This window comes from Lonsdalea quercina subsp. quercina (assembly GCF_000688695.1).
Lineage (GTDB): Bacteria > Pseudomonadota > Gammaproteobacteria > Enterobacterales > Enterobacteriaceae > Lonsdalea > Lonsdalea quercina_D.
Genome location: NZ_JIBQ01000003.1, coordinates 120,959 through 146,672 on the forward strand (window position 1 = coordinate 120,959; position 25,714 = coordinate 146,672).

The window sequence follows — 25,714 nt, forward strand, 5'->3', positions numbered from 1 at the left end:
CTCCGGCGGGGCCGGAGGTTCGGAACGCGTCATCAGCGACGGTAGTTTCTCTGCGCCGAGTTCACCTTATACAGATAACGACGGGACTCCTGAGAAGGGTGCCGCGTCGTTAGCGTCTGATAGACATCGTTGGGAGACATGTCGTTAATCGTGCTCACCGCGGCGTCTTTGTCGCTGGAGAACACGCGCAGTACGCTGCCCGCGCCGCCATTATAGGCGGTGATGACGGCATAGCGCTGAGAGGTCGGATTCTGGATGCCCGCCAGATACACATTTTTCAGCATGGCGAGATAAGCCGTCCCGGTATCGATATTGTTTTCAGGATCGAACAGGTAGCTGCGGCTTGGCTGTCCCCATTTCCCCTTCATCTTGAAGACGTCGCGGCCTGCGCTGTGCTGAACGACCTGCATCAGGCCCAATGCATCGGAATGACTCACCGCGTAGGGGTTGAAGCTCGACTCGGTCTGCATGATTGCCAGGATCAGGGAAGGCTCGATGCCATAGCGATCTGCGGCTTTACGGACCAGCGGCAGATATTTGTGGGCACGTTTGTCCAGATGGTTCGGCACCAGTTGAATGGTCACCGTCCAGATCACGTGCACGCCGGATGTGCGGCGTTGCAGCTTGTTCTGGATCAGATAGTCCGCAAAGCTGCCGGCGCGGCCTTCCCAGCGAATAGGCTCGCCGGTGTTATCCAGCACCTGACCATACAGCAGCGGCTCACGGCTGATCTGAATATCGTTGGCGTCGGAATACAGGTCGGCGTTACTGGCGTCATCGCCCATCAGCAGGGTGGTGACGATAGCCTGACGGAGGCTGGTTTCGTAGTTGGTCGGGTTGATGGTTTCAATGGTGATCGTACCGGCATCGAAGTTGACGTGGCTACGGGTCAGATATTGGTCGGAATACTTAACGTAATCCTTGGGGCCGGCGATCAACACTTCGTTGATGCCCCAGATGTTTTCGATGTTATTGGCGAATTGCCCCATCAAAATATCAAAGGCGTTGGTGTCTTTGACATAGGCTTCCGCATCTTCGCTGCCTTTGTTGCTGGAACAAGAGATCAGCAGCGGAGCGATGCACAGCAAAGCTAGCAGTTTCTTCATCATATCAGGCCGTGTCGGGAGCGTGAGTTATCAGGGCCGGCAGGCCCCTGCGCGATTACTGATCTTCCGGCGTATAGCCGTCGATTTGCACGTCCTTGCCTTCAAAAAGAAACTTTTGCATCTCTTCTTCCAGCAGCTTGCGGTCTTCCACATTCATCATGCTGAGCTTTTTCTCGTTGATCAGCATCGTCTGCTTGGTTTGCCACTGGCCCCAGGCATCCTTGGATATTTCGTTATAAATGCGTTTTCCCAGCTCGCCCGGATACAGCTGAAAATCCTGACCTTCGGCCTCACGTTGTAAAAATGTACAAAAAATCGTTCTGCTCATGCTTATTCCTCATTATTTGGCGCGCAGACATCGACGAAGACGGACTGCGACTGAGCCAGCTGTTGCAGCAGGCGTTCTACCGGGGCTGCAAGCCCTACAGATGGCGGCTGCGCTAAGTTATACCAGAGACCGATGCCTTCATCCATGCAGGCGCTCTGGCTGGAAACATCCCGCAACAGAGGGACGATATCCAGATGAAAGTGGCTGAAGGTATGTCGGAACGCGATGCCCTGCTGCAGCCCGGTCAGCGACATTCCCCGCTGCTGAAGCCAATTATGCGCTTCCTCTTGGGTCGCGAATTGGGGAAAACAGAATAATCCGCCCCACAGTCCGACGGCTGGGCGCTGTTCCAGCCATACGCGCTGCTGTTGCCGGATCATGACAAACCAGGCGCTTTTCTCCGGTATCGTCTGCTTGGGTTTCTTGCCCGGATAATCCGCCCAGCTGTGGTTAGCGTAGGCGATACATTGCGTGTTAAGCGGACAAAGTTCACATTTGGGTCGGCTGCGTGTGCAGATCATCGCGCCCAAATCCATCATTGCCTGGTTAAATGCGCCCACACCCTGCGACGGCGTGACGGTTTCGCTGATATTCCACAGACGATTCTCCACCTCTTTTTTCCCCGGCCAGCCCGCGACGGCGCAGCAGCGGGCGAGCACGCGCTTCACGTTGCCATCCAGAATGGGGTAGTGCTGTCCCTGAGCCAGAGAAAGGATAGCGCCTGCTGTGGAACGACCAATGCCCGGTAGCGCCACGATATCGTCGAACGTCGTGGGGAATTCGCCGCCGTGTTGTTCGGCAATCATCTGCGCCGCTTTGTGCAGGTTCCGTGCGCGAGCGTAGTAACCCAGCCCGGTCCAGAGATGCAGAACCTCATCCAACGGCGCGGCGGCCAGCGCGTTCACGTTGGGGAAGCGGGCGATAAAGCGCTGAAAGTATGGAATGACGGTGGCGACCTGGGTTTGTTGCAGCATGACCTCAGAGAGCCAGACCTGATAGGCCGTTTTATCGAGTTGCCAGGGCAGCGTTTTCCGCCCGAAACGGTCATACCACTCCAGCACCTGTTGCGCGAACTGTTGCGCTTGTATCATAAGAAGGGATCGCTATCCGGCAGGTGAAAATTGAAAGCGATTCCAGCACAGTGTGAATGTGCTGTAAACCCGAAGTTTCCTGAACGTATCCCTTAGCGCATGCAGCATGGCTTATGCCGCGACCATTTCATCGGCAGGTGTGATGAGGGCGCGATCGGGGCATTCATTGCCGCATAAAAGCGCCTGGCCTTCCTTTGTCGGCATGCGCTGAGCGGCCTTGGTTGACGATCCGCGCCGATAGGTCATCGACCACAGGTTGGCACCATTAGCGCACGTTGCAGGCGAACGTCGGGCGGAAGGCGCTGACCAGATAAACCTTATCCGTCAGCATTTCAAAACGGATGACCTCATTCTTGCTATAAGGCGTCGCATTGTCAGGCGCGGTATCGACTAAATTCTTAAACATGGCGGTGTTTCTCATAATGAGGTAATTGCCATTCCAGCTGTAATCGAACGTGAACGTACGCTCTAAAACATTCGCGGGTTTGTTAACATCGATATAAATGCCGTGAAGGGCCATGGACCCTTTACCTCTTGCCCCTAAATAGAAATTGACAACATAGCTTCTCACAATGGAATCTTCCCCATTTTTGATTGTTGTGCTTATTTCTCCCCGACACATGAGAGGCTTTTTGTAAATATGGTAATAGTAGTAGAGCGATGACAAGGTTATTACCACGATCAAGATAGTCACCACAGTGATAATAAATTGGTTTTTAATTATTGATGAAGACATGCGTTGAACACCTTTTCCCTTCTTTTTTACAGGAAATAACAATGATTTCTTCTCTGGTCGCAATTTTAGGTATGACTATTTTTCTGGAGAAATAGTAAAGGTTGACATTATTTTTACAGAGATAATGGTACTTTTCCGGAAAACCATCGCTGATAGAGTCATCGTCCAGATAAAAAAACTGGCAGTTCATTATCTTGGTATCCCTAAAGATTTCTCGATAAGGGAAGTCGGTCGATGAGACAAACATAAAAAAGAAAAGCAAGATAAGCGCAGTTCCGCCTATCACAAAAAAAAGTGGCTTTTTGTATTTTAATTCCTTAAAGCCAACATTTTGAGAGGGTGCCTCCTCGAACAAACTCTGCTGCGCGTCGCTGCCGGCCACTTCTATGTCCTGCGTATTAAACATAATGCCGACTTTAGGTACTGTCATCAGTAACTCGGCCAGATCATATTCACGCAGAGCTTTTCTCAATAAAGAAATATAGTTGTTCAAGTTGTTCATTGAGGGCGCCAGAGCGTTTTTCTCCAGAACCTCTGTTAGCAGATACTCTTTACTTAGTGTCACTCCTGGATTAATAAGCAGCGTTTTTAAAAGCTTTGCTACGGGTAAGCTCAGGGATACGGCCTCTTCTGAGCGATTAACCCATGCTAAAGAATTGTCTTTCTCTGTAAAGACAACCGACTTATTAATTAAATAAACCATTTATAGGTGCTCTATGGAGACATGAATTATAAAAAAATTGATATGGTGAGGTAAAAAACAAAAAAATCAGTCTAAAAATTTACCTGTTTATTGTCAAAGCGTATTTTTATCTACGGCAATGTCTATAACCTCTGGCGGTAAAAGTCTGTGCTTTCTCGAGGCAGCGTTTATAGCACATGAAAAAGATAAAAATAAATAAGTAACCTCCTATACTAGTGTGGGGTAAATATATATAAATGTAAATCTATGTGGATTTGTCTCCACTCTTTTCTACTCCCGCGAGCGATTTATTCTCTGAGGCCCCGGCGATGAAAGTATTCCCACCGGAAGAAACGTAAATTTGATGGCTAATCAGAATAAAAATCTATTAATCGATAAATCACAAGAATAAAATCTAAATAAATATATATAAATCAATATAATTGTCCTCTGTTTTCGGCTGTGGTTAGATGGCCGCACGTTCAAAGCATGACGGTTTCACGGGATCTTCACATGATGGATTGGCGTGGCAAAAGGCGAGAAGGTGATGATGAATGCGCTGTCGCTGACCCGGTCGGTGGAAGATCCTGACATCAATGCATTGACCGGTCAGGGCGTGCTTTTGGCTATCGCCAACAAGCACGTTTTCCTCTGTTGAATTAAATCGGGAATGAAAATGAAATTATCCAATATCGCGTTGGCGACGATGTTCGCTGTTTCCTCGCTCTCTGTAGCCCATGTCCAAGCAGCGGATAGCCACAATGGCAGTGTGAGTTTTAAAGGGAAAATCATTGATACGCCATGCTCAGTGTCTCAGGATGATTTGGCTCAGACGATTGAGTTCGGTGAAATTAGCAAGACCGTACTGAATAATGGCGGAACCTCGGTGATCAAACCTTTTGATATCACCTTGAGAGATTGTTCCATCGAAACGTCAACGACCGCTAAAGTCGTATTCTCGGGAGGGACGGCAACTGGTTCTGATAATAAACTGCTGGCGCTGAATGGTGGCGCTACCGGCGCAGGTATTGCTATTCAGTACTCTGGTGAAAAAATCACGTTTGATGGTTCCACTGCCGCCGTGAGCGGTTATAACCTGGCTAACGGCGATAATACGTTGTCCTTTACTTCCTACGTACAGAAATTACCGTCTGCGACGGACGTGACTACTGGTAATTTTGAAAGTACCGCCAACTTCGTTATTTCCTACGAGTAAAAGATTTTATGGGAAAGGAGGCCCTTTTAAATTTTTCATACAAAGTGAGCAATAAACAGGATTGTCAGAAAAATGATGTTTTCTACAAGCGGAATATCACTGTTTAAGTGAGCGCGATACCGAGCGCAGACGCAGGAATAACCCAAATAGAGTGGAATTAAACTGGCCTTGTTGATCCACTCTGTGCTGTGACTATTGTCGTGGTGCTCAATATTATATGTTTGTCTCTCTTGTTTCTGCGGTATGGAAGAATAAACAATGCGTGAGTGTCTGAATAAATATTCTTACCGGTGCAAAGCAGCGTGGCGAGTTAGGGTGGCTGAAATGTTTTCCGGTAAAACGGGTGTGAAATGAAAGCACCACCTGTTTACAGGTGGTATGGCGCTGAGCCTTTCATTTGTTAGTGACTATTTTATTTAGCGGCGTTTTGCATACTCTATTACATCCTCAAGAGATCAATTTTGAGGGTGTGGTGATGTTGTTGGCTTAATAAACGCTTATTTAACCCCTTTTTCTTTTCTGAACGATGTTAACAATACACTGGTATCTATATTGATGACTAATATGCAGGAAAAGGGAGTCATAAATAGACTGAATAGCACCTGTCGATACGGTCTTTTCATGGTTTGTTTTTTCTCCAATAATGCAAAAGCGACGGAATTCAATGCCAGCGTATTGGATATTGATGAACGTAATGAGATTGATCTAAGCCGCTTTTCTGATTCGGACTACGTCATTCCAGGCGACTATATGCTGACGATTAAGGTCAATAACAAAATGATTGACCAGCGGAGAGTCAGTTATCTTGTGTCGGGCCCGGACGGACGTAAATCACGTCTGTGCCTTGATGCGGAAACCGTCGGCAAACTTGCGCTAAAGCCGGAGGCCGCGGATCACATCACGTGGTGGAACGACGGCCAGTGCGCGGATGTGACGACCGTCGCCGGTGTGAATGTCTCCAACCAGATTGGGATGGGGGAGCTGAACATCGCCATTCCCCAAGCGTGGATGAAGTACAGCAATAAAAACTGGACGCCGCCGGAGCAGTGGGACCCCGGGGTCAACGGCGTGATGCTGGACTACAACCTGGTGGGCAACGTGCGTCGAGGTACCGGCCAGGGAGGCTCCGCCCGCTATCTTAGCAGCTATGGCACTGCGGGATTCAATCTCGGTGCGTGGCGTTATCGCGCCGATTACCGCTATTACATGAACGATGCGCAAGACAACCACCGTAAAGCGTTCTCCTGGGATCAGTTCTACGCCTACCGACCGCTGCCGTTCATGTCAGCCGATGTCAGGTTGGGCGAGATGTATCTCAATACCAACCTGTTCGACAGCTTCCGATTTATCGGCGCCAGTCTGGTCAGCAATGAAAACATGCTGCCCCCATCGCTGCGTGGCTATGCGCCTGAGATTCGCGGCGTGGCGCGCTCCAATGCGACGGTTACCGTCATGCAGAACGGCCGCGTTATTTATGAAATCACAGTACCTGCGGGACCGTTTTCTCTTCAGGATCTGAACAGCGGCGTGACCGGGACGCTGGACGTCCGCATCACGGAAGAGGATGGCTCCGTTACGACGTTCAAGACCGAAGCCGCCAGCCTCCCGTATCTGACTCGGCCGGGGCAAATTCAATACAAGCTTTCGGCAGGGCGCCCGTCTGACAACCAGCGCCACCGAGAAAATTTGACGTTTTCCTCCAGCGAGTTTTCCTGGGGAATGAGCAATGCCTGGTCGTTGTATGGCGGCACAACGTTGTCCAACGGCTATCAGTCTGGGTCAGTGGGACTCGGGCGCAACCTTTATCTGCTGGGCGCGGTGTCGGCCGACATAACCCAGTCCCGCGCCAGCCTACCTGATAAAACGCAGCAAAACGGACGCTCTTTTTCTTTGAACTGGTCGAAGCGCTTCGACTCCATTGACGGACAGGNGAACTTCGCTGGATACCGTTTCTCTGAAAAGACCTTCATGGGGATGTCCCAATACCTCTATGCGTTGAATAACACCGGCAACGACTATCACAGCGAAAAAGAGCGTTACGTCATTACCTTATCGAAAAACTTTGCCAGCGAAAGGCAGTGGCTGAATGGACTTTCTACCTATCTGAGTTATACGCAGCAGACCTTCTGGAATGAGCGGCAGCAGCACCGTTACGGCATCTCTCTGAATACGTATCTCGATCTGGGCCCGCTCAAGGGCGTGTCCGCCGGGGTGTCTGCATGGCGCTCGCTCTACAACGCGAATGCCGACGATAGCATTTATCTCAATCTCTCCATCCCGTTGCGTGACCGAGAGCGCATCGGATACGGCCTGGGCAGCTATGGCGGGAAGATGACCCAGACGCTGACCTACAGCAACCAGCAAGATCAAAACCGGAGCTGGAATTTGAGTACGCGCTACGACGCCGCCAGCAAAGGCTACGTCAGCGGGACTTACAACTACACCGCGTCGGCGACCAACGCGAGCATGGGGCTGTCCTGGCAGCAGGACGGTTACACCTACGTCAACGGCTCCCTGCGCGGCGGCATCACCGCGACGCGTCATGGCGTCGCCGCCCATCAGAAGGGGGTTAACGGAGGAACGCGAGTGATGGTGGATGCCAACGGCGTGGCGGGCGTGCCGTTCTCCAACGGCAGCGTGGTCACCAACGCCAATGGATTGGCCGTGATTGCTGGTACCAGCAGCTACTTCGACGTACCGACGCGGGTCGACGTTCAGCACCTGCCAGCGGACGTCGAGGCGTTGACGACCATCGTGCAGGGCACGCTGACCGAAGGCGCCATCGGCTACCGCAAGTTTGAGGTCGTCAGCGGCGGCAAAGTGCTTGGCACGCTGAGGCTGCCAGACGGGCGTTACCCTCCCTTCGCCGCGACGGTAACCAACGCCCGCGGACGTGAGGTCGCCATGGTGACAGAGGAGGGCCAGGTCTACCTCACCGGCGTCGTGGCAAATGAAATATTGACGGTGAGATGGGAGGGCGAAGCACAGTGCCGGATAACGTTACCTCGAACGTTAAACGGCCTGGAGACCCTGTTGCTGCCTTGCCAGCCATTGCCGACAACGAATGCAACCCATGGAGAAGAGTAAATGAATCAACCTCATCGTTTCAGGATGCCTGCCGCGCTGCTGGCGTGCATCGTGATGTTTTCGCCGGCCTTGCAGGCGGCAATCAATCTTGACCGAACGCGGGTGATCTATGACGGGGCGGAGCAAACCACCACCGTCACGCTGACGAATGAAAACGGCACCCTTCCGTTTCTGGCGCAGAGTTGGTTGACCGACAGCGAACACCGCAAAATCTCGGCCCCGCTGATGGTGTTGCCGCCGTTGCAGCGGATCGAGGCGGGAGGGCGCACCCTGATTCGTCTGGTTAAAACGGCGGGGATCGAACAGCTGCCGCAGGACAGGGAGNCGCTGTTCTATCTGAACGTGCGGGAGATCCCGCCTAAACCGGAAAAGGCCAACGTGCTGCAGATCGCCGTGCAGTCGGAGATCAAAGTGTTTTATCGGCCGAAGGCGATCAAGCCGGTGAAAAACGACGTCTGGCAACGTCGACTCAAAATCCGCAAATCGGGTCAGCAGTTCGTGGTGGAGAATCCCACGCCGTATTACATCACCGTCAGCAATATTCAGCGCCAGTCTGGGGAGAAGGGGACGTCCTCCCTGCTAAAGGATCGCGCTTTCATGATTGCGCCGAAGTCATCCCTTAACGTCGACGTTAAAGACCCGTCGGTGCGGGATTTCTCGCTGTATTACGTCAATGATTTTGGCGGTCATCCGGAACTGCGCTTTTCCTGCCAGCAGGCCACCTGTGCCCTGGTTGATAAACAAACTCACTGAGACTGCGAGTGACGATGACGATCGCCACGCTGCAGGAGACGGCGGGCACTGCGCGACCGACTTTACCGACGCAGTATCGACTGCCGCCGCCAGAGATGTCGCGCGACGGCTCATCTCTCGCTGAAACCCGCAGAGGTGGAGACGTCGGCGAAAACATTGAAAAGGGGAGAGTATGTTCAGATTAGTGACTTCCGGCGCGCGCCGCTGCCTGCCGTGGTTCTGCGGCAGCATGTTGTCGATGCTGGCCGTAGACGCCTTCGCGCTGGAGTGCCGTAAAGATACGGTCAATGGGCCGGTTTCCGACAGTGAAGATATCGGCTCGCTGAAAATTCCGTCCACGTTGCCGGTGGGCAGTCGGCTGTGGACGTCTAAATCCTACAGCCGCAACCTGGCCTGCTGGGCTTATAAAAATGTGAAGCCCAAAGGCGAATACGCCTACTTTTACCCCAATCCGGGCGGAGAAGTGGTGGGCGCAGGGATCGGGATCGGCATTATCTACAACGGTCAGGATCTGGGCGTGGTCTCGGGCGGTGGCGGCATTGGCTCGCGAGTGTCGACGGGACAATTTATCGCGCCGGGACCGTCCGGATCCAAGCCGCCGCAAAATCCGACCATGATGCCCACCACGGTGCAACTGTATCTGGAAAAAATCGGTGACATCACCAATAGCAGCTCGGGGACCGACTCTCTTAGCGTCTTTCAGGTGGATGGCGAACTGGGCATCAACAATAAACCGGACAGTAACTACGTTTTCCGGCTGTCCGGGCTAAGAAACATTGAGGTCATCCAGTGCTCGGCCAACGTGATTGTGTCGCCCAACAGCTATATCGATTTCGGCACGGTGCAGGCGTGGAGCAGCGCTTCCGCAGGCGTTGTGGCGCAGCAGGACTTCCAAATCAGCGCCTCGACCGACGGCGGCGAGGACTGCGGCAAAGGGTTCGATCTCACCGTCAATTTCGATGCGGCTTCCAGAAACAATGTTCTGGCAAGCGCTGACGGAATGGATATGGGCAATGGCTCGACGCTGAAAATTGAAGACGGTTCGACGGGCAGCAACATCGTTTACAACCAGTTCATCAGCTTCATTAAGGGGCTGACATCGGCCAGCGGCACGGTGGAAAAGCAATACACCGCCAGGCTGTACGCGTCGGATGCGGCGGTACCCGGCGATGTTGAGAAGTTCATCGTCCTGCGTTTCAACTATGACTAGGGAAGGGGAGATGACGACAAAACGCCGAACCGTCATTCGCCGCGCCGTACACGGCCTGTTGTGGGCTCACGGGGTGCTGCTGGCAGCCAGCGCCGCGGCCGCCGGCAGCGGAAACGCGCAGGACTATGTCTATGACGTGGGGTTCCATGTGCGGGTGGTGGATTCGCCGTGCGTGTTGAGCACAGACTCGGAAAATATCGATGTGGATATGGGCGAAGAGTCGACGCGTACCTTGCAGACAGAGCGGGCTGGCGAATGGCGAGATTTCTCGATCGTGCTGACCCAATGCAGCACGGAAACTCTGCGGGATGTGGTGGTGAGTTTTTCCGGAAAGGAGAACACCGCGCTGGCGGGACGACTGGCGATTGACTCCGCCTCGGTTGCGAAAGGCGTTGCCATCGGCATTTATCGTGCCGACCAGCTGCTACCGCTGAACGGCAAGACGGGCAAGATCCCCTTGTTCGACGGCGACAACCGCCTGGACTTCCGCGCCCGGTTGGAAAAGGTCGACAGCGAGTCATTAGCCGCGGGCAGCTATAGCGCGACCGCGAATTTCACGCTGAGTTATCAATAAGCGCACTGTGATTTATCCATTATCGTCCGGACCGAATCCGGCGATCCGCCTGCACATACTTGGGAAAAGGTGATGAGTCAGATGAAATTATTCTTGGTGACGTCATGCTATTTGTATTACCCCGCGGTCAAGCACGCGTTGAGCGAATATGGGCGACCGCAGGATTATCCACTGGATTATTTGCTGGTGAAGCCGGATGAGGAGGCGATGACGGCTATACCGGACTGGCCGAGCGTCGATCGCCTGATTTTCATTTTGCAGGACGTTGGCGATCTGGTCCGTTTTTTGCGGTTCGCCTCGGGAATAAACAACGCGATGTACATGAATAAGGAACGGCTGATCATTATCGGAAAAGCCAATCTCCTCAAATTGTTATCGATGTGCTACCACAATATCGACGCGGTGCTCTTCCCGCTGGACGGCTGCACAATGCACCAGCTTAGCGTCTTTCTCAATGAGCGCATTCATCCGGGCGACTATAGCGAGCGGGAGCGAATCAAGTCGCGGCTATCGCGTGGACAAATGTGGGGATTTATCAGTTTGCTGTCCGGTCGCGGCGCCAAACGTGAAGCGCAAGACACGAATAAAAGCGTTAAAACCCTCTATGCCCAGCGGCATAAGTCCCTGACCAAACTCAACTGCCGCACGCATCGCGATCTCTACCCACTGCTTTGAGCGCATCTAAGAGGCGCGGGCCTGCCATGTGCCCGCCGCCTCGCTTCCCGGCAGGCGCGAAGCTGCCGTCGGCAGATAGGAAAGAATTTTTCATAGGTATCCATTATACTGCGCGCTTGTTTCATAACCCCTGACAACGTGTAAGCACTATGATCAATAACGTCATCTCCCCGGAATTTGATGAAAATGGTCGTCCTTTGCGGCGTATTCGCAGTTTCGTTCGTCGCCAGGGGCGATTGACCAAAGGGCAACAACAGGCGCTGGACAGCCTGTGGCCGGTAATGGGCGTGGAGTATCAAGACGACGTGCTGGACTTTACCACGCTGTTCGGACGCGATGCGCCGGTCGTGCTGGAAATCGGATTCGGCATGGGCGCCTCGCTGGTCACGATGGCTGAACAGCACCCGGAACAGAACTTCCTCGGTATCGAAGTGCATCTGCCTGGCGTGGGGGCCTGTCTGGCGTCCGCTCAGGAAGCGGGCATCGATAACCTGCGCGTCATGTGTCACGATGCGGTGGATGTGCTGGATAATATGATCCCTGCCGGATCGCTGGCGATGGTGCAGCTGTTCTTCCCGGATCCGTGGCACAAAGCACGCCACAACAAGCGGCGCATCGTTCAGCCGCCGTTTGCCGAGTTGGTGCGTAGCAAGTTGAAACTGGGCGGTGTATTCCATATGGCGACCGACTGGGAACCTTATGCTGAGCACATGCTCGAAGTGATGGGGGCGCTCGACGGTTATCGCAACCTGTCCGACAGCCAGGACTATGTACCGCGTCCGGCGTCACGCCCGTTAACGAAATTTGAAGCCCGTGGTCAGCGTTTAGGCCACGGTGTTTGGGATCTCATGTTTGAGAGGAAAGAGTAATGGCGATTAATCGCAGCCGACGTTTACGTAAAAAGTTACACATTGAAGAATTCAAGGAACTGGGTTTCTCAGTCAGCTTCCGTTTCGCGGAAGGCACATCTGTTGAAACTATCGACGGGCTGCTGGATCGCTTTGTTGACGATGTTATCGAACCACGTGGTCTGGCTTTTGAAGGCAGCGGCTACCTGCAGTGGCAGGGGCTGGTTTGCCAGCAGAAACTGGGCAACTGCACGGACGAACACCGTCAGCTGGTCAAAGAGTGGCTGGAATCTCAGCAGCTGAGCGACGTGACCGTCAGCGAACTGTTCGACATCTGGTGGGATCTGCCGCCGAACCTAGCCTAAAGCGGAAACGCGTGGCGGTAGGTCGACGGATTTTCATCTTCGGTCCTGCGCCTTTATGGCTATCATGAGGCGCCTGTTAGGCGCCCTTTTTTTTTCAGGAGTCACTATGTTGTTGCGTAATCTCGTCTTCGGTGCACTGATTCTATTCACCTGGCAGGCGCGGGCGGAGTATCAGTGCCCGGTTCAGCCGCAGGATGACATTTTCATCACGCCGCAAAGCGTGAAGGTCGTGGGCGCCAGCGGTAACCTGGCGTTCTCGCCGGAAGGGGATGTGGTCAAAGATAACCAGACGCTGACCCTGACGTCGGAACAGCGGCGTCAGGCCCGAGAATATCAGGCTGAACTGCGTGAGCAGCTGCCGTGGATAGACGCGGGCGCGCAACAGCATCTGGAAAAGGCCCGTCAGTCGCTGGATAAAGTCATCGTTCAGCAACTGGGGAGCGACAGCAATGTCCGTGGCCGTCTGACCACGCTTAACACCCAGCTCAAACAGCAGATGAACCGCATCATCGAGCACCGTCCCGACGGATTGGCTTTCCACCATCAGGCGATTAAGCAGGTGGAGCAGGATGGTCGCCAGATTGTGCAGCAGACGCTGGGCGGCGTACTGCAAGACAGTCTGAACGAGATGGGCGTCAAACAGATGGCCAACGGCGGTGGCGGCAATCCATTGCAGGCGGTCATGGGGAATCTGGGCGGCCTGCAACAGGCGATTCAGACGGAGTGGAACAATCAGGAAATGGACTTTCAACGCTTCGGACGCGATGTCTGCCAGCGTGTGACCAGTCTGGAAGAACAGCGTAAAACGCTGCTTAAGACGCTGCCTTAACGGGCAAAGACGACGGGGCTACGGGCCCCGTTTCTTTCCTCGCTTATCGTTATGGGCCTTGCCGCCCTCCGGCTTTTCATCTCCCCCCACTTCACTCATTCCTCCCTTTTTTCCTTTGTATGTTTCCTTTATATGGCCGTTGATCTTCCTTATCTCATATCGTAAAGATTTCGTCAGGAAAGTGTCTTTTTCTCGTTATTGAATGGTTTGTGATTCCCTATAATGGCCGCGGCAGCGACGGGATGGCAGGGNGGCTGCGGCGTGTGAAAGGCAATTTCGTTTGTGGCGGGCCATCGCCTCATCGCCTTCGCGTAACGCGACTGATTCCTCCGGCTGATATCGCGTGATGTCCGCCTTCCTTCGCTGAGAGGGGAGCCGTTCATGACCGGTATATCGCATCACGTCATGTCTATTTTTACGGCAACCGCCCGGCAGCGCACCCCACTCAAGGTGAGAACGCCAGGGGGACGGCCGCGTAAACCGCCGCGTCCGGAGTCAATCCGCGCGTCACCATGAGTCAACGTTTGACAGGGAGTTATTTATGAAGGGAATTCGCAACCCGCACCGTGCGGGCGGCAAAGGCAAACACGGTGGCAGAGTGACGCCGCTGGCCTGTCTGGTCACGATGTCATTACTGCTGCCCGCATTTTCCGCCGGGGCGGCGAGCGCCGATGACTTTCGGACTCGGGAGTATCAGTACAATGGCCCTGCGCTTGACGCGATGTTTGCGGCGGAGGCTTACTCGTTGGGATACAGCGGCGCCGGAGCGACGGTCGGCATCATCGATACACAATCCGATTTAAGCGGCCCCGAGTTTTTGGGACGAGTGGCAGAAGGAACGCAGTGGTTATCTACGCCGGATGAATACAACAGACACGGCTACGCGGTAGCGGGAGTGGTGGGGGCGGCCAAAAATGATGTTGGCATACACGGCTTGGCTTATAACGCGCATATTCTGTCTCTCGGCGTCGACTTAACGACGTCGAGCGTGGCAAACGCGCTGGCGATCATGGCGCAGTACCCCGAAGCGAAGATCGTTAACAACAGCTGGGGCTTTAATATTTATCCCGATCAGCTGTTTTCCTACGATGCGGACGTTCAAAGCGAGCTGTTCGACACCTGGATACCGGGATTCAATGAGCTAACGACGCGCAACGCGGAGCAGGGGCAACTGCTGGTTTTCTCCGCCGGGAATGAGGGGCATCTGACGCCGACGCTGCTGTCGGCGTTGCCTACCGTGCTGGATATGACCGGCTTTGAGAACAAGATAGCCAACAACTGGCTCTCCGTGATGTCTTTCGACCCGAGGCAGCCATCGACCAGCGCTGCGTTTATCGCATCGTTCAGTAACTTGGCGCAGGGAGCGACCGAGTACAGTTTGCTTGCGCCGGGCGTCGACATTTACACGACTTACGATCAGACCTATTACTCATCGCTCAGCGGCACGTCGTTCTCCGCCCCCTATGTGGCGGCCGTGGGCGCGCTGGTCAGCGAGGCCTTCCCCTATCTGTCGGGCAAACAACTGGCCGATGTCTTGCTGTCTACCGCAACGCCCCTGAGCGGCGCGCAGCTGCCGCGGGCCGTGGTGCTGGCGCGCAACAACGTCGACAGCGCGCTCAACATGACGGGCGTGGAGCTTAAAGTGTATGCGGCGTCGGGCGGCATCACGTTTAGCGACGAGGAAATGGCCGCGCTGGTCAACTCCCTCAAGCTCAATAATCCGTTTTACAGCATGAGTGACGACGACGTGAAGGCCGCGATTCTGGCGGCGGCGGACGACAGCACGATGACGCTGATGTCGCAGGAGGATTATCAGGCGCTGTTCGGTCAGGGGATCGTCAACGCTTATAAGGCGGTGCAGGGGCCGGCGAAACTCGACGGTAAACGGCTGACGGACAGCGATCTGAGTTCGGACGCCTATGGCGGACGGTATGCGCTGTACAGCGTTGATACTCAGGGGTTCGACAGCATCTGGAGCAATGATATCGCTCAGGTACGCAATGCTGATACGGGCAGCGCGTTGTACGATCTGGACGTCGGTTTGCGCAAGCAAGGGGACGGCACGCTATACCTGACCGGCGTTGATGCCTACCGCGGGCCGACCGTGGTGGAAGGGGGAAGGCTGGTCGTGGCGAAAAACGCCGGAGGCAGCGGGAGTCTGGCAGGAGACGTCTGGGTGCTGTCGAACGCGGTGCTGGGCGGTCACGGTAACATCGGCGGCTCTGTCACTATCGACGCGGGGGGCATGTTGGCCCCCGGGACTTCCGTCGGTACGTTAACCGTCGGCAACGTTCGTTTCACGCCGGGATCAATCTACGAATTCGAGATTGATGCGCAAGGGCAGTCAGACAGGCTTATCGTCGAGCAAAATGCCACTCTCGCAGGCACGGTGCGGGTGATTAATTTACGTCGCAGTTCGCTTGGCACTCGCTATACGCTGCTTGATGCCAGCGGCGCGGTATCCGGTCAATTTGATGCACTGGTGCTCGGCGGCGACGGGGGCGTATCAGCCGATGCCCTGTTTCTTACCGACGTCTTGGGGTATAGCGACCATGCCGCGTGGCTTGAAACGGTGCGCAACGCCCGACGTTTCAGCGATGTGGCGGCGACAACCAATCAGCATTCGGTGGCCGACGCGCTCGACAGCCTCAACGGTGGCGCGGCGTATAGCGCTATCGCCAACGTGAGGTCGGCCGATGCGGCACGCGATGCCTTTGATAACCTCAGCGGCGAGTTCTATGCGGCTTCGCGCTCAGCCATGATCCAGCGTAGTCAGAACGTGCGAGATGCGCTGAACGGCGCGATGCGTTCCGGTCACGGCGAGCCGCTTTGGCTGACGACCTGGTCTAACGATGGGCGATTATCGGGTGAGGCTGGCGAGGCGGCGGTGGACCATCAGGGCTACGGCTTCCTGCTGGGCGGCGGCGCTCAGATGGGCGAGTCAAGCGCGTTGGGCATCGCAGTCGGCAGCGAAAAGAGCCGGATCAGTATGGGCGACAGAGCGTCTCGCGCGGATGCCACCGCCTATCATGCGGCGCTCTATCTGGATGGCGAGCTGGCGGGAGTGGATTGGCGCACTGGGCTGAACTACAGCTATCTGGATCTGTCGAGTCAGCGCACGTTGCACGTGCCTGGCGTGGAAGGCAAGGCTCGCGCTCACTATCATGCCCATCAGGCGCAAGGCTTTATCGAGGGCAGCCGGCGCTTCTCCATCACACCCGATCTGGGTGTGGAGCCCTATGCCAACGCGGCTTACGTGTGGCTACAGACGCCGGGCGCACGTGAGTTCGGCAGCGAGGCATCGCTGGGTTGGAATACACAAAATAGCGTGTCGGCTTTTTCGACGCTGGGACTGCGCGGCGACATGCGTTTCACCGCCGTTTCACCCTTCTCGTTATACGGGGATATCGGCTACCAGCGTCGTCTGAGCGAACGACATCATTCGGCGCGGTTGCACTTCACCCACGGGGGCGATGACTTCAACGTTGATGGCGCGGCGACGCCGAAAAATGCCGTATTGATGCACGCTGGACTGGCGGCGGACCTCAGTGATCACGCCCGCCTGTCCCTGGGATATCAGGGAATGCATGGCAGCAAAGTCCGCGACGATGGCGTACGTATGCAGTTCAGCGTGATGTTTTAAGCAAGCATTGGATATCAACAGGGCCGAAGTTGGCCCTGTTGTGATGCAAGCATGTTATGGGGCAGGGAAGGTAAAGCGCTGGTGGATGGCTTCCAGCTCGCTTAACACGTCTTCATCCAGCGTGACCGTCAGGCTCTCCAGATTTATACGCAGCTGTTCAACGGAGGTCGCGCCCAGCAAGGTGCTGGCGACGAAGGGTTGTTGTCGGACAAACGCCAACGCCATCTGCGCCGGGTCGAGCCCATGGCGCTTCGCCAGCGCGACATAGTCTGCGATGGCCTGCTCGGTGTGCGGTCCGTTGTATCGGGTGAAACGGCTGAATAGCGTGTTACGCGCGCCTGCCGGTTTGGCGCCGTTCAGGTATTTACCTGTCAGCGTACCGAACGCCAGAGAGGAGTATGCCAGCAGCTCCACCCCTTCGTGCTGACTGATTTCGGCCAGACCGACTTCAAAACTGCGGTTAAGCAGGCTGTAGGGGTTCTGGATGGAGACGATGCGCGGCAAGTCGTGTTTTTCCGCCAGTTGCAGATAGCGCATTACGCCCCACGGCGTTTCGTTGGAGACGCCGATGTAGCGAATTTTTCCGGCCCGAACCTGCTCGTTGAGCGCTTCCAGCGTTTCGAGCAGCGTCACAGCCGGTTTGTCGTCGGTATAGCTGTAGTTCAGCTTGCCGAAGAAATTGCTCTGGCGCTGCGGCCAGTGCAGTTGGTAAAGGTCGATGTAGTCGGTGTTCAGACGCGTCAGGCTGTCGTTGAGGGCTTCACGGATATTCTTGCGGTCCAGCGCCTGCTGAGGACGAATGTTGTGATCGCTGCCGCGCACCGGGCCGCTGACTTTCGAGGCAATGATCAGTTTTTCGCGCCCGCCGCGCTGTTTTAGCCACGAGCCGATGTAGCTTTCGGTCAGCCCCTGCGTTTCTGGCCGCGGGGGAACCGGATAAAGTTCGGCGGTGTCAATCAGGTTTACCCCGGCTGCAATGGCGTGATCCAGCTGGGCGTGAGCGTCGGCTTCACTGTTTTGTTCACCAAAGGTCATGGTGCCCAGTCCCAGCTCGCTGACTTCTAGAGCAGTATGAGGGATACGATGGTATTGCATTGTGCCAGCTTCCTTTTTATTTGAAGAGGAGCAGGTGCGTTTGAAAGCACCTTCAATTGACTATAACCAAGCCTCGTCAAGGGGGAAAGCCTCTTGGCGCAACATCGTCATTTAGCTTCAGCGTTCGACGACCTGCGAAATATCATTGTTGTCGATCGCGTGCTTGTGCCCGTCCTCATCCGTAAAAATCATCAGTCCCGTACTTTCATCAACCTGCGGTTTGCCTTTGGTCAGCAGCACCTGACCCTCTTTGGTGGCGACGACATAATGGCTGGAACAGCCGGCAAGCAGGGTAATGATGCTGAGCGCCAGAAGCGATTTCATGATTGATTGCATAGGGAGTTACCTATTGTTGACGGCAATAATTCGAAAAATTAAGGCAAGTTTAGCAAAGGAAGTCACAGGTTCGATTCGGATTTATGGAAAGAAGAGGCGGACAAAATGTAAAAAAATTAGTCGGCGAAGAGTCCCCATTGACGATGCTGGCTCGCCAATGATTCCGGCTCCTTTCTCGTACCCTGTGCCGCAGGTTATACCTGCATCGAATTGCCTTGAAAAAAATGCCTCCGAGGTGAGTCGGAGGCATCTTGTATCAGGGGCTTTGGTGTGGAAAACCCCTGACGAGGCGGATATCACTGCTGCTGAGCGGCTTTCTTTCCACGTAGCAGGTTGAGGGTTTCCACCATCATAGAGAAGAACATGGCGAAGTAGATGTAGCCTTTAGGCACATGGACATCCACGCTTTCAGGAATCAGAGTAACGCCGACCAGAATCAGGAAGGACAACGCCAGCATTTTGACCGACGGATGACGCTCGACGAACTCGCCGATAGGACGCGCGGACAGCAGCATCACGCCGACGGCGATCACAACGGCGGCCATCATGATAAACAGGTGATCGGACAAACCGACGGCGGTGATGACCGAGTCGAGGCTGAAGATGATGTCCAGCAGCATGATTTGCACGATGGCGCCAAAGAACGAATGCACCTTTGAATCATGTTCTGCCGAGCTGCCTTGAATGGTTTCATGGATCTCTTTGCCGGATTTCCAGATAAGGAATAGACCACCGAAGAACAGGATGAGGTCGCGGACGGAAATGGCTTGATCCATTACGTAAAACAGCGGGTTAGTCAGTTTTATCACCCAGGCGATGGAGGCGAGCAGCCCCAGACGCATCAACATCGCGCCCAGCAAACCGATACGGCGTGCTTTGTTCTGATGGTGTTTAGGCAGTTTGGCGACGACCAGAGACAGGAAGATAATGTTGTCGATGCCGAGAACGATTTCCAGAATGGTGAGTGTGCCAAGCGCTAGCCAGGCATTAGGATCCGCAATCCAATCAAACATTGTATCAATGCACCTTAAATGAAACGTAAACGATAATTATACTCTGCTCTCTGTAGCGGCAGGCAAGGAAAGAGTGGTCATTAAAGCAGAAAGTGCCGAGCGAGCAGAGGTCCGGTAAAGGTTTTTTTAAGATAAAAACCCCGCGGCAGCGTCATGATCGGCTGCCCGTGTTCGCCCACCGCTTCCGTGAGAGCGCGGCTGTTCGCGGCTTTGGGCCTCAGTTGCAGCATTTCTCCGTGGCGTGCCGTGATGCTTTCCACTTTGCCGAGAACGATCAAATCCATCAGTTCTTCCCAATCCTGACGTAGCTGCTCCTCTTCCTCCGGGTTGGGGCTCCACAGCAGCGGTGCGCCGATACGGCGTTCGCCCAGCGGGATTTGCCTGCCGCCTTCCACCGGCATCCACAGTACTCGGCTCAGTTTGTGGCGAACATGGCAGTGTTCCCAGGTGACGCCGCTGTTGCCCGTTAGCGGCGCGACGCAGACAAAAGTGGTCTCCAACGGCCGTCCCAGTTCGTCGATAGGGATCGTTTTCAGCTCCACGCCAAGATCGGGAAAATCTTGTTCCGGTTTGCTGCCAGCGCTGGCGCCCAGAAAACGCTCCAACAGAATGCCGGTCCACCCTTTGTCCCGCTTCAGGTTTGCCGGCAACGGCAGTTCAGCGATCGCCGCCAGCTCAGCCAGATTATATCCGGCGAGTGACTGGGCGCGCTGCAGCAACGCCAGCTCATCAGGAGGCGGATCGCGGTGGACAGAAGGGGTGTTCATAAGTCTCCCGGTTTGTATGAAAAAAGAACAGCTCCCGTCGGGGGATAGTTTTCAGTGGTTCCATTCACGAGATGAAAATAATAATAGCATGATTACGCAGTGGTTTTTTCTCAGTGGTATCGAGGCAGAAAACGGATAAGGGGACTTGTTCACGATAAGCCACCGGGAATGAACAGGATTTTACACCCTGTTATCCACAGATTTCTGGGATAAACGGGATAATTCTGGAGCACTGTTTCCATTTACAGCCTTGACGAGGGTTTTTTTTGCTGGTTTAGCTGGTTTTTTGGCATAAATCGGGAGGGGGATTGTGGATAAGCTCTCAGTAGTGTGATATTTCACCACTTTGGAAAAGACCGAATTCTGTGCAATGTTCGGGGTGGGGGAAAAACGGTAGAAAAGTGAGTTAACTCCATCAATTAAAAAGACTATTTTTTATAGTTACGATGGTCGGGGGAAACCTTGAAAACCTGTTTGCGCACTTTCTTCAGGATGTTCTTCACAAAGATGTCCACAGAAAAAGTGAATAAACCGGTGATATTAGCGGAGGAATGTTTATAACTTTGATTCTATCTGTGGGTTATCGGCCTCTTATTATAAAGAAGACGATGATAAGCAGGAGTTTACCGTCTGCCGGGAGTGTGAAACAATCAGGTTATCTTAGCATTTCAGTTTATCGAGGTAGTCCGGTGATCGATGATGATGGCTACCGCCCGAATGTTGGTATTGTAATTTGTAATCGGCAGGGGCAGGTGCTGNGGGCCCGCCGCTACGGCCAGCACTCCTGGCAGTTTCCACAGGGGGGGATCAACCCTGGTGAAACGGCAGAACAGGCGATGTACCGTGAGCTGTATGAGGAAGTCGGACTGCGTAAAAGGGACGTGCGTATTCTGGCTTCGACTCGAAGCTGGTTACGCTATAAATTGCCAAAACGTTTGGTGCGTTGGGACACAAAACCCGTCTGTATCGGCCAGAAGCAAAAATGGTTTCTGTTGCAGTTAATGTGCAATGAGTCAGAAATCAACATGCAAAGCAGCGGCACGCCGGAATTCGACGGCTGGCGCTGGGTGAGCTTTTGGTATCCGGTGCGGCAGGTCGTATCCTTTAAACGCGACGTCTACCGACGGGTCATGAAGGAGTTTATCTCCTCGGTTATTCAATTACAGGAGAATTCGGCCCGGTCGCCTTCCAGTCCCCGACGTAAGAGAGGATAATTCAGCTCACCATGCTTACGCGCCTGCGAGAAGTCATTGAGAAAGTCGCCGGGACGGCGCAGTTATCGGATGCGCTGGATATTCTGGTCAACGAAATCTGCTTGGCGATGGATACCGAAGTCTGTTCTATCTACCTGGCCGACCACGACCGTTACTGCTACTACCTGATGGCGACACGAGGGTTGAAAAAACCTCGTGGCCGCCCTGTCACCCTCGCCTTCGGCCAGGGGATTGTCGGATTGGTCGGCGAACGCGCTGAACTCATCAATCTGGCCGATGCCCAAAGCCACCCCAGCTTTAAATTCATTCCTGCGGTTCGGGAGCAGCAATTCCGTTCTTTCCTTGGCGTACCGATTATTCATCGGCGTCAGCTGCTGGGCGTTTTGGTCGTGCAGCAAAGGGAACTGAGACAGTTCGATAAAAACGACGAATCTTTCATGGTGACGCTGGCGACGCAGATGGCGACCATCCTGTCCCAGTCTCAAATCAAAGCGTTGTTTGGGCAATACCGGCAGACGCGGATCAACGCGCTGGCCGCCGCACCGGGCGTGGCGATCGCCTCTGGTTGGCAGGATCGTAGTCAGCCCTCGCTGGAGCAAGTTTTCCCTGCGTCCAGTCTGGATAGCGATCGTGAGCGTTCGCGCCTGCTGCTGGCGATGGAAAACGCCGCCGCGGAGTTCCGCCGGTACAGCAAACGCTTCAGCGCCAGCGCGCAGAAAGAAAGCGCCGCGATATTCGATCTCTACTCCCATTTGCTTAACGACGCCCGGCTAAAGCGAGAGCTGAGCCAGGAAGTGGATACCGGCAGTTCGGCGGAGTGGGCGGTCAAAGTGGTCATCGAGCGCTTTTCCGCGCAATTCGCCACGCTACAAGATACCTATCTGCGTGAACGCGCCAGCGACCTGCGCGCGCTGGGACAGCGGCTCCTGTTTCATCTGGACGATAGCATTCAGGGTACGGCGCAGTGGCCGGAGCGTTTTATTCTGGTGGCGGATGAGCTGACGGCGACGCTGCTGGCCGAACTGCCGCAAGACAGGCTCGCCGGGATCGTCGTTCACGAAGGCGCGGCCAACTCGCATGCCGCGATCCTCGTCAGGGCCATGGGGATCCCCACCCTGATGGACGCGGACATTCAGCCCGCCTTGTTACATCAGCGGCTGCTGATCCTTGACGGCTACCGGGGTGAACTGCTGGTCGATCCCGAGCCGGTGCTGGTACAGGAATATCAGCGCGTACTGGATGAGGAGCTAGAGCTCAACCGGCTGACGGAAGATGACGGCAACCGCCCGGCCATGCTGAAAAGCGGCGAGCGGGTGCGCGTTATGCTCAACGCTGGCCTCAGCGCCGAGCATGAAAAGCGCTTCATCAATCAGGTCGACGGCGTCGGCCTGTACCGCACGGAAATTCCCTTCATGGTGCAAAGCGGATTTCCGTCAGAGGATGAGCAGGTGGCGCAGTATGAAAGCATGCTGCGCCTCTATCCTGAAAATCCGGTCATGCTGCGAACGCTGGATATCGGCGCTGACAAGCCCTTGCCTTATATGCCAATCAGCGAGGAGAACCCGTCTTTGGGGTGGCGAGGCATTCGCGTGACGCTCGACCAGCCGGAAATTTTCCTGATTCAGGTGCGCGCCATGCTGCGCGCCAATGCGGAGCTGGGCAATCTGCATATTTTGCTGCCGATGATCAACAGTCTGGATGAGATCGATGAAGCGCGTCGGCTGATCGAGCGCGCGGCGAGGGAAGTCGCGGAGATGTCGAATTGCACACAGCCCCGGCCGCGTATCGGGATTATGATCGAGGTCCCCTCGATGCTGTTCCTGCTGCCTCATCTCAGTTCGCGCATTGATTTCGTTTCGGTGGGGACGAACGACCTCACACAATATCTGCTGGCGGTGGATCGCAACAACCCCCACGTTGGCTCTCTGTACGACAGCCTTCATCCCTCGATGTTGCAGGCCTTGAATCTGATCGTCACGCAGTGCCGCCAGCAGCGTTTGCCGGTGTCGGTCTGCGGGGAGATGGCAGGCGAGCCGATGGGCGCCTTGTTGTTGATCGGCATGGGTTATCGATCGCTGAGTATGAACGGACGCAGCGTGGCGCGTATCAAGTATCTGCTGCGTCACATCGAGCAGGACGAGGCGGGGAGGCTTGCGGATAAAGTGCTGACGGCGCAGACCGCCACCGAGGCGCGACAATGGGCGTCGCTGTTTATTGAGGAACGAGGGCTGGGCGGCCTGATCCGCGGCGGCCGATGACGTTACGTCACCGCAAATCATGAAGCGATGTTTTACAGATCTTTTGCTGCAAGACCGGCATGGGCCCTGATACGTTATGCTATTATGCGCAACCGCGAAATGCGGCAGGCGTTACATCGGTTTTCCTGCCTTTAGCCGAGCCCGTAATCAGGGACAAAACAACGAGAATGTGGTGATTGATGACGACGAGCTATCTGGAATTTCCTCAATTTGATCCGGTGATTTTTTCCATCGGCCCCGTATCGCTGCACTGGTATGGTCTGATGTACCTGGTTGGTTTTGTCTTCGCCATGTGGCTGGCGGTTCGTCGAGCGAACAAACCGGGCAGCGGCTGGAAAAAAGATGAAGTTGAAAACCTGCTTTATCTGGGCTTTCTCGGCGTGTTTATCGGCGGTCGACTGGGATACGTGTTGTTCTATGCCTTTTCCAGCTTCCTGGAAAATCCGCTCTACCTGTTTAAGGTCTGGGATGGCGGCATGTCGTTCCACGGCGGCTTGATCGGCGTGATCGTCGTCATGCTGTGCTTCGCCTATCGCACCAAACGCAATTTCTTCCAGGTCTCCGACTTCATTGCGCCGCTGATCCCGTTCGGCCTTGGCGCGGGACGTCTGGGCAACTTCATCAACGGCGAACTTTGGGGCCGTGTGACGACCGACACGCCGTGGGCGATGCTGTTTCCCGGTTCGCGCGGCGAAGACATGGTGCTGGCGGCCACGCATCCGGAGTGGCAGGACATCCTGAATCAGTACGGCGTGTTGCCGCGTCACCCGTCGCAGCTGTATGAACTGTTGCTGGAAGGGGTGGTTCTGTTCATCATCCTGAATCTTTTTATCCGCAAACCCCGTCCTATGGGCAGCGTCTCCGGCCTGTTCCTGATCGGCTACGGTCTGTTTCGTATCATCGTTGAATTCTTCCGTCAGCCGGACGCGCAGTTGGGGCTTTTCAGCGGCATCATGAGCATGGGACAAATCCTGTCGATTCCAATGGTGTTGGCAGGTCTTCTGATGATGATTTGGGCTTATCGCCGTCAGCCAGCTCGGCAGTGATGGCAACGATTCAATTTTTAAACGAGGTAGTATGAAACAGTATCTGGAACTGATGAAAAAAGTGCTTGATGAGGGGACGCCAAAAGACGACCGCACAGGCACGGGTACGCTGTCGATTTTCGGTCATCAGATGCGTTTCAATTTGCAGCAGGGATTTCCGCTGGTCACGACCAAACGCTGCCATCTGCGCTCCATTATTCACGAGCTGCTGTGGTTCCTGAACGGCGATACCAACGTCGGTTATCTGCACGAAAACAAGGTCTCCATTTGGGACGAATGGGCCGATGACAATGGCGATCTGGGGCCGGTGTACGGCAAACAGTGGCGCGCGTGGGGCGCGGCGGATGGCCGTCAGATCGATCAGCTGGAGAAAGTGATGACCCAGCTGAAGCAGGATCCGGACTCGCGCCGCATCATCGTGTCCGCCTGGAACGTTGGCGAGCTTGATCAGATGGCGTTGGCGCCTTGCCATGCGTTCTTCCAGTTTTATGTCGCCGACGGTAAGCTCTCTTGCCAGCTTTATCAGCGCTCGTGTGATGTATTCCTGGGGCTACCGTTCAATATCGCCAGCTACGCGTTGCTGGTACACATGGTGGCGCAACAGTGCGATTTGGAAGTTGGCGATTTCGTTTGGACGGGGGGCGATACGCACCTGTATAGCAACCATCTGGAACAGGCGAATCTTCAACTGACCCGTGAGCCGCGTCCGATGCCGAAATTGATCATCAAACGTCGTCCCGCCTCTCTGTTTGACTATCGTTTCGAAGACTTTGAAATCGAAGGTTACGATCCGCATCCGCCAATTAAAGCGCCTGTCGCGATCTAGCCGTTCATTTGAGGCG

24 protein-coding genes are annotated in these 25,714 nt (G+C 54.8%); 15 read left to right on the top strand and 9 right to left on the bottom strand.

Features of this window, described 5'->3' with window-relative positions:
* Positions 1-32 precede the first annotated feature (32 nt).
* The 5 genes from mltC to SB13_RS01850 all read right to left on the bottom strand — a co-directional run bounded on the left by mltC (position 33) and on the right by SB13_RS01850 (position 3,964).
* Complete coding sequence (gene mltC, locus SB13_RS01830; protein WP_026738712.1) at positions 33-1,106, bottom strand: membrane-bound lytic murein transglycosylase MltC; 1,074 nt, start codon at positions 1,104-1,106, stop codon at positions 33-35.
* Between the two features lie 55 nt (positions 1,107-1,161).
* Positions 1,162-1,434, bottom strand: a complete 273-nt coding sequence (locus SB13_RS01835; protein ID WP_026738713.1) for an oxidative damage protection protein — start codon at positions 1,432-1,434, stop codon at positions 1,162-1,164.
* 2 nt (positions 1,435-1,436) lie between these two features.
* A complete protein-coding gene (mutY, locus tag SB13_RS01840; RefSeq protein WP_026738714.1) occupies positions 1,437-2,525 on the bottom strand; it encodes an A/G-specific adenine glycosylase in 1,089 nt (362 codons plus the stop codon).
* A gap of 265 nt (positions 2,526-2,790) precedes the next feature.
* Positions 2,791-2,931: a hypothetical protein gene (locus SB13_RS17845; protein WP_160168629.1), complete on the bottom strand. Its 141-nt coding sequence runs from the start codon at positions 2,929-2,931 to the stop codon at positions 2,791-2,793.
* A 310-nt stretch (positions 2,932-3,241) separates the two neighbouring features.
* Positions 3,242-3,964 (bottom strand): winged helix-turn-helix domain-containing protein, encoded by a 723-nt coding sequence (locus SB13_RS01850; protein ID WP_026738716.1) that lies wholly within the window; start codon positions 3,962-3,964, stop codon positions 3,242-3,244.
* Positions 3,965-4,469: 505 nt separating this feature from the next.
* Between SB13_RS01850 and SB13_RS18090 the strand changes: the two genes are divergently transcribed.
* From SB13_RS18090 to SB13_RS01900, 11 genes are all read left to right on the top strand, one after another.
* Complete coding sequence (locus tag SB13_RS18090; RefSeq protein WP_268748121.1) at positions 4,470-4,601, top strand: hypothetical protein; 132 nt, start codon at positions 4,470-4,472, stop codon at positions 4,599-4,601.
* Between the two features lie 18 nt (positions 4,602-4,619).
* Entirely contained in the window at positions 4,620-5,159 is a 540-nt protein-coding gene (locus SB13_RS01855) for a fimbrial protein (protein ID WP_026738717.1), read from the top strand.
* Between the two features lie 621 nt (positions 5,160-5,780).
* Entirely contained in the window at positions 5,781-8,246 is a 2,466-nt protein-coding gene (locus SB13_RS01860) for a fimbria/pilus outer membrane usher protein (protein ID WP_235202354.1), read from the top strand.
* A 54-nt stretch (positions 8,247-8,300) separates the two neighbouring features.
* Positions 8,301-8,999 carry a fimbrial biogenesis chaperone gene (locus SB13_RS01865; RefSeq protein ID WP_463605540.1) on the top strand — a complete coding sequence of 233 codons (699 nt, stop codon included), beginning with the start codon at positions 8,301-8,303 and terminating at the stop codon, positions 8,997-8,999.
* 172 nt (positions 9,000-9,171) lie between these two features.
* Positions 9,172-10,209 (top strand): type 1 fimbrial protein, encoded by a 1,038-nt coding sequence (locus SB13_RS01870; RefSeq protein WP_051616294.1) that lies wholly within the window; start codon positions 9,172-9,174, stop codon positions 10,207-10,209.
* Positions 10,210-10,219: 10 nt separating this feature from the next.
* On the top strand, positions 10,220-10,783 hold the full coding sequence (locus SB13_RS01875; protein WP_026738720.1) for a fimbrial protein: 564 nt from the start codon (positions 10,220-10,222) through the stop codon (positions 10,781-10,783).
* Positions 10,784-10,864: 81 nt separating this feature from the next.
* Entirely contained in the window at positions 10,865-11,458 is a 594-nt protein-coding gene (locus tag SB13_RS01880) for a hypothetical protein (RefSeq protein ID WP_027063678.1), read from the top strand.
* Between the two features lie 149 nt (positions 11,459-11,607).
* Positions 11,608-12,327: a tRNA (guanosine(46)-N7)-methyltransferase TrmB gene (trmB, locus tag SB13_RS01885; protein ID WP_026738722.1), complete on the top strand. Its 720-nt coding sequence runs from the start codon at positions 11,608-11,610 to the stop codon at positions 12,325-12,327.
* Positions 12,327-12,671: a YggL family protein gene (locus tag SB13_RS01890; RefSeq protein WP_026738723.1), complete on the top strand. Its 345-nt coding sequence runs from the start codon at positions 12,327-12,329 to the stop codon at positions 12,669-12,671. The genes trmB and SB13_RS01890 overlap by 1 nt, the downstream gene beginning before the upstream one ends.
* A 106-nt stretch (positions 12,672-12,777) precedes the next feature.
* The gene (locus tag SB13_RS01895) at positions 12,778-13,500 is read left to right on the top strand and encodes a YggN family protein (RefSeq protein ID WP_152545775.1); all 723 of its coding nucleotides are present in this window, start codon (positions 12,778-12,780) and stop codon (positions 13,498-13,500) included.
* A 541-nt stretch (positions 13,501-14,041) separates the two neighbouring features.
* Positions 14,042-17,143: an autotransporter serine protease gene (locus SB13_RS01900; protein WP_051619053.1), complete on the top strand. Its 3,102-nt coding sequence runs from the start codon at positions 14,042-14,044 to the stop codon at positions 17,141-17,143.
* Between the two features lie 54 nt (positions 17,144-17,197).
* On the opposite strand, the gene SB13_RS01905 is transcribed toward SB13_RS01900, so the two are convergent.
* From SB13_RS01905 to mutH, 4 genes are all read right to left on the bottom strand, one after another.
* A complete protein-coding gene (locus tag SB13_RS01905; RefSeq protein WP_026738725.1) occupies positions 17,198-18,238 on the bottom strand; it encodes an NADP(H)-dependent aldo-keto reductase in 1,041 nt (346 codons plus the stop codon).
* 117 nt (positions 18,239-18,355) lie between these two features.
* Entirely contained in the window at positions 18,356-18,574 is a 219-nt protein-coding gene (locus SB13_RS01910; protein ID WP_026738726.1) for a YgdI/YgdR family lipoprotein, read from the bottom strand.
* 296 nt (positions 18,575-18,870) lie between these two features.
* A complete protein-coding gene (locus SB13_RS01915) occupies positions 18,871-19,587 on the bottom strand; it encodes a TerC family protein (RefSeq protein ID WP_026738727.1) in 717 nt (238 codons plus the stop codon).
* A gap of 80 nt (positions 19,588-19,667) precedes the next feature.
* Positions 19,668-20,354: a DNA mismatch repair endonuclease MutH gene (gene mutH / locus SB13_RS01920; protein WP_026738728.1), complete on the bottom strand. Its 687-nt coding sequence runs from the start codon at positions 20,352-20,354 to the stop codon at positions 19,668-19,670.
* A gap of 689 nt (positions 20,355-21,043) precedes the next feature.
* On the opposite strand from mutH, the gene rppH reads away from it, so the two are divergent.
* The 4 genes from rppH (at position 21,044) to thyA (ending at position 25,698) form a co-directional block, all read left to right on the top strand.
* On the top strand, positions 21,044-21,568 hold the full coding sequence (gene rppH / locus SB13_RS01925) for an RNA pyrophosphohydrolase (protein ID WP_026738729.1): 525 nt from the start codon (positions 21,044-21,046) through the stop codon (positions 21,566-21,568).
* Between the two features lie 11 nt (positions 21,569-21,579).
* The gene (gene ptsP / locus SB13_RS01930) at positions 21,580-23,826 is read left to right on the top strand and encodes a phosphoenolpyruvate--protein phosphotransferase (protein WP_026738730.1); all 2,247 of its coding nucleotides are present in this window, start codon (positions 21,580-21,582) and stop codon (positions 23,824-23,826) included.
* 179 nt (positions 23,827-24,005) lie between these two features.
* Entirely contained in the window at positions 24,006-24,872 is an 867-nt protein-coding gene (gene lgt, locus SB13_RS01935) for a prolipoprotein diacylglyceryl transferase (protein WP_026738731.1), read from the top strand.
* 31 nt (positions 24,873-24,903) lie between these two features.
* On the top strand, positions 24,904-25,698 hold the full coding sequence (thyA, locus tag SB13_RS01940; protein ID WP_026738732.1) for a thymidylate synthase: 795 nt from the start codon (positions 24,904-24,906) through the stop codon (positions 25,696-25,698).
* Positions 25,699-25,714 lie beyond the last annotated feature (16 nt).

Coding starts and splice junctions, on each gene's coding strand:
- mltC (WP_026738712.1), bottom strand. CDS start 1,106: ATGAAGAAACTGCTAGCTTTGCTGTGCATCGCTCCGCTGCTGATCTCT.
- SB13_RS01835 (WP_026738713.1), bottom strand. CDS start 1,434: ATGAGCAGAACGATTTTTTGTACATTTTTACAACGTGAGGCCGAAGGT.
- mutY (WP_026738714.1), bottom strand. CDS start 2,525: ATGATACAAGCGCAACAGTTCGCGCAACAGGTGCTGGAGTGGTATGAC.
- SB13_RS17845 (WP_160168629.1), bottom strand. CDS start 2,931: ATGTTTAAGAATTTAGTCGATACCGCGCCTGACAATGCGACGCCTTAT.
- SB13_RS01850 (WP_026738716.1), bottom strand. CDS start 3,964: ATGGTTTATTTAATTAATAAGTCGGTTGTCTTTACAGAGAAAGACAAT.
- SB13_RS01855 (WP_026738717.1), top strand. CDS start 4,620: ATGAAATTATCCAATATCGCGTTGGCGACGATGTTCGCTGTTTCCTCG.
- SB13_RS01870 (WP_051616294.1), top strand. CDS start 9,172: ATGTTCAGATTAGTGACTTCCGGCGCGCGCCGCTGCCTGCCGTGGTTC.
- SB13_RS01875 (WP_026738720.1), top strand. CDS start 10,220: ATGACGACAAAACGCCGAACCGTCATTCGCCGCGCCGTACACGGCCTG.
- SB13_RS01880 (WP_027063678.1), top strand. CDS start 10,865: ATGAAATTATTCTTGGTGACGTCATGCTATTTGTATTACCCCGCGGTC.
- trmB (WP_026738722.1), top strand. CDS start 11,608: ATGATCAATAACGTCATCTCCCCGGAATTTGATGAAAATGGTCGTCCT.
- SB13_RS01890 (WP_026738723.1), top strand. CDS start 12,327: ATGGCGATTAATCGCAGCCGACGTTTACGTAAAAAGTTACACATTGAA.
- SB13_RS01895 (WP_152545775.1), top strand. CDS start 12,778: ATGTTGTTGCGTAATCTCGTCTTCGGTGCACTGATTCTATTCACCTGG.
- SB13_RS01900 (WP_051619053.1), top strand. CDS start 14,042: ATGAAGGGAATTCGCAACCCGCACCGTGCGGGCGGCAAAGGCAAACAC.
- SB13_RS01905 (WP_026738725.1), bottom strand. CDS start 18,238: ATGCAATACCATCGTATCCCTCATACTGCTCTAGAAGTCAGCGAGCTG.
- SB13_RS01910 (WP_026738726.1), bottom strand. CDS start 18,574: ATGCAATCAATCATGAAATCGCTTCTGGCGCTCAGCATCATTACCCTG.
- SB13_RS01915 (WP_026738727.1), bottom strand. CDS start 19,587: ATGTTTGATTGGATTGCGGATCCTAATGCCTGGCTAGCGCTTGGCACA.
- mutH (WP_026738728.1), bottom strand. CDS start 20,354: ATGAACACCCCTTCTGTCCACCGCGATCCGCCTCCTGATGAGCTGGCG.
- ptsP (WP_026738730.1), top strand. CDS start 21,580: ATGCTTACGCGCCTGCGAGAAGTCATTGAGAAAGTCGCCGGGACGGCG.
- lgt (WP_026738731.1), top strand. CDS start 24,006: ATGACGACGAGCTATCTGGAATTTCCTCAATTTGATCCGGTGATTTTT.
- thyA (WP_026738732.1), top strand. CDS start 24,904: ATGAAACAGTATCTGGAACTGATGAAAAAAGTGCTTGATGAGGGGACG.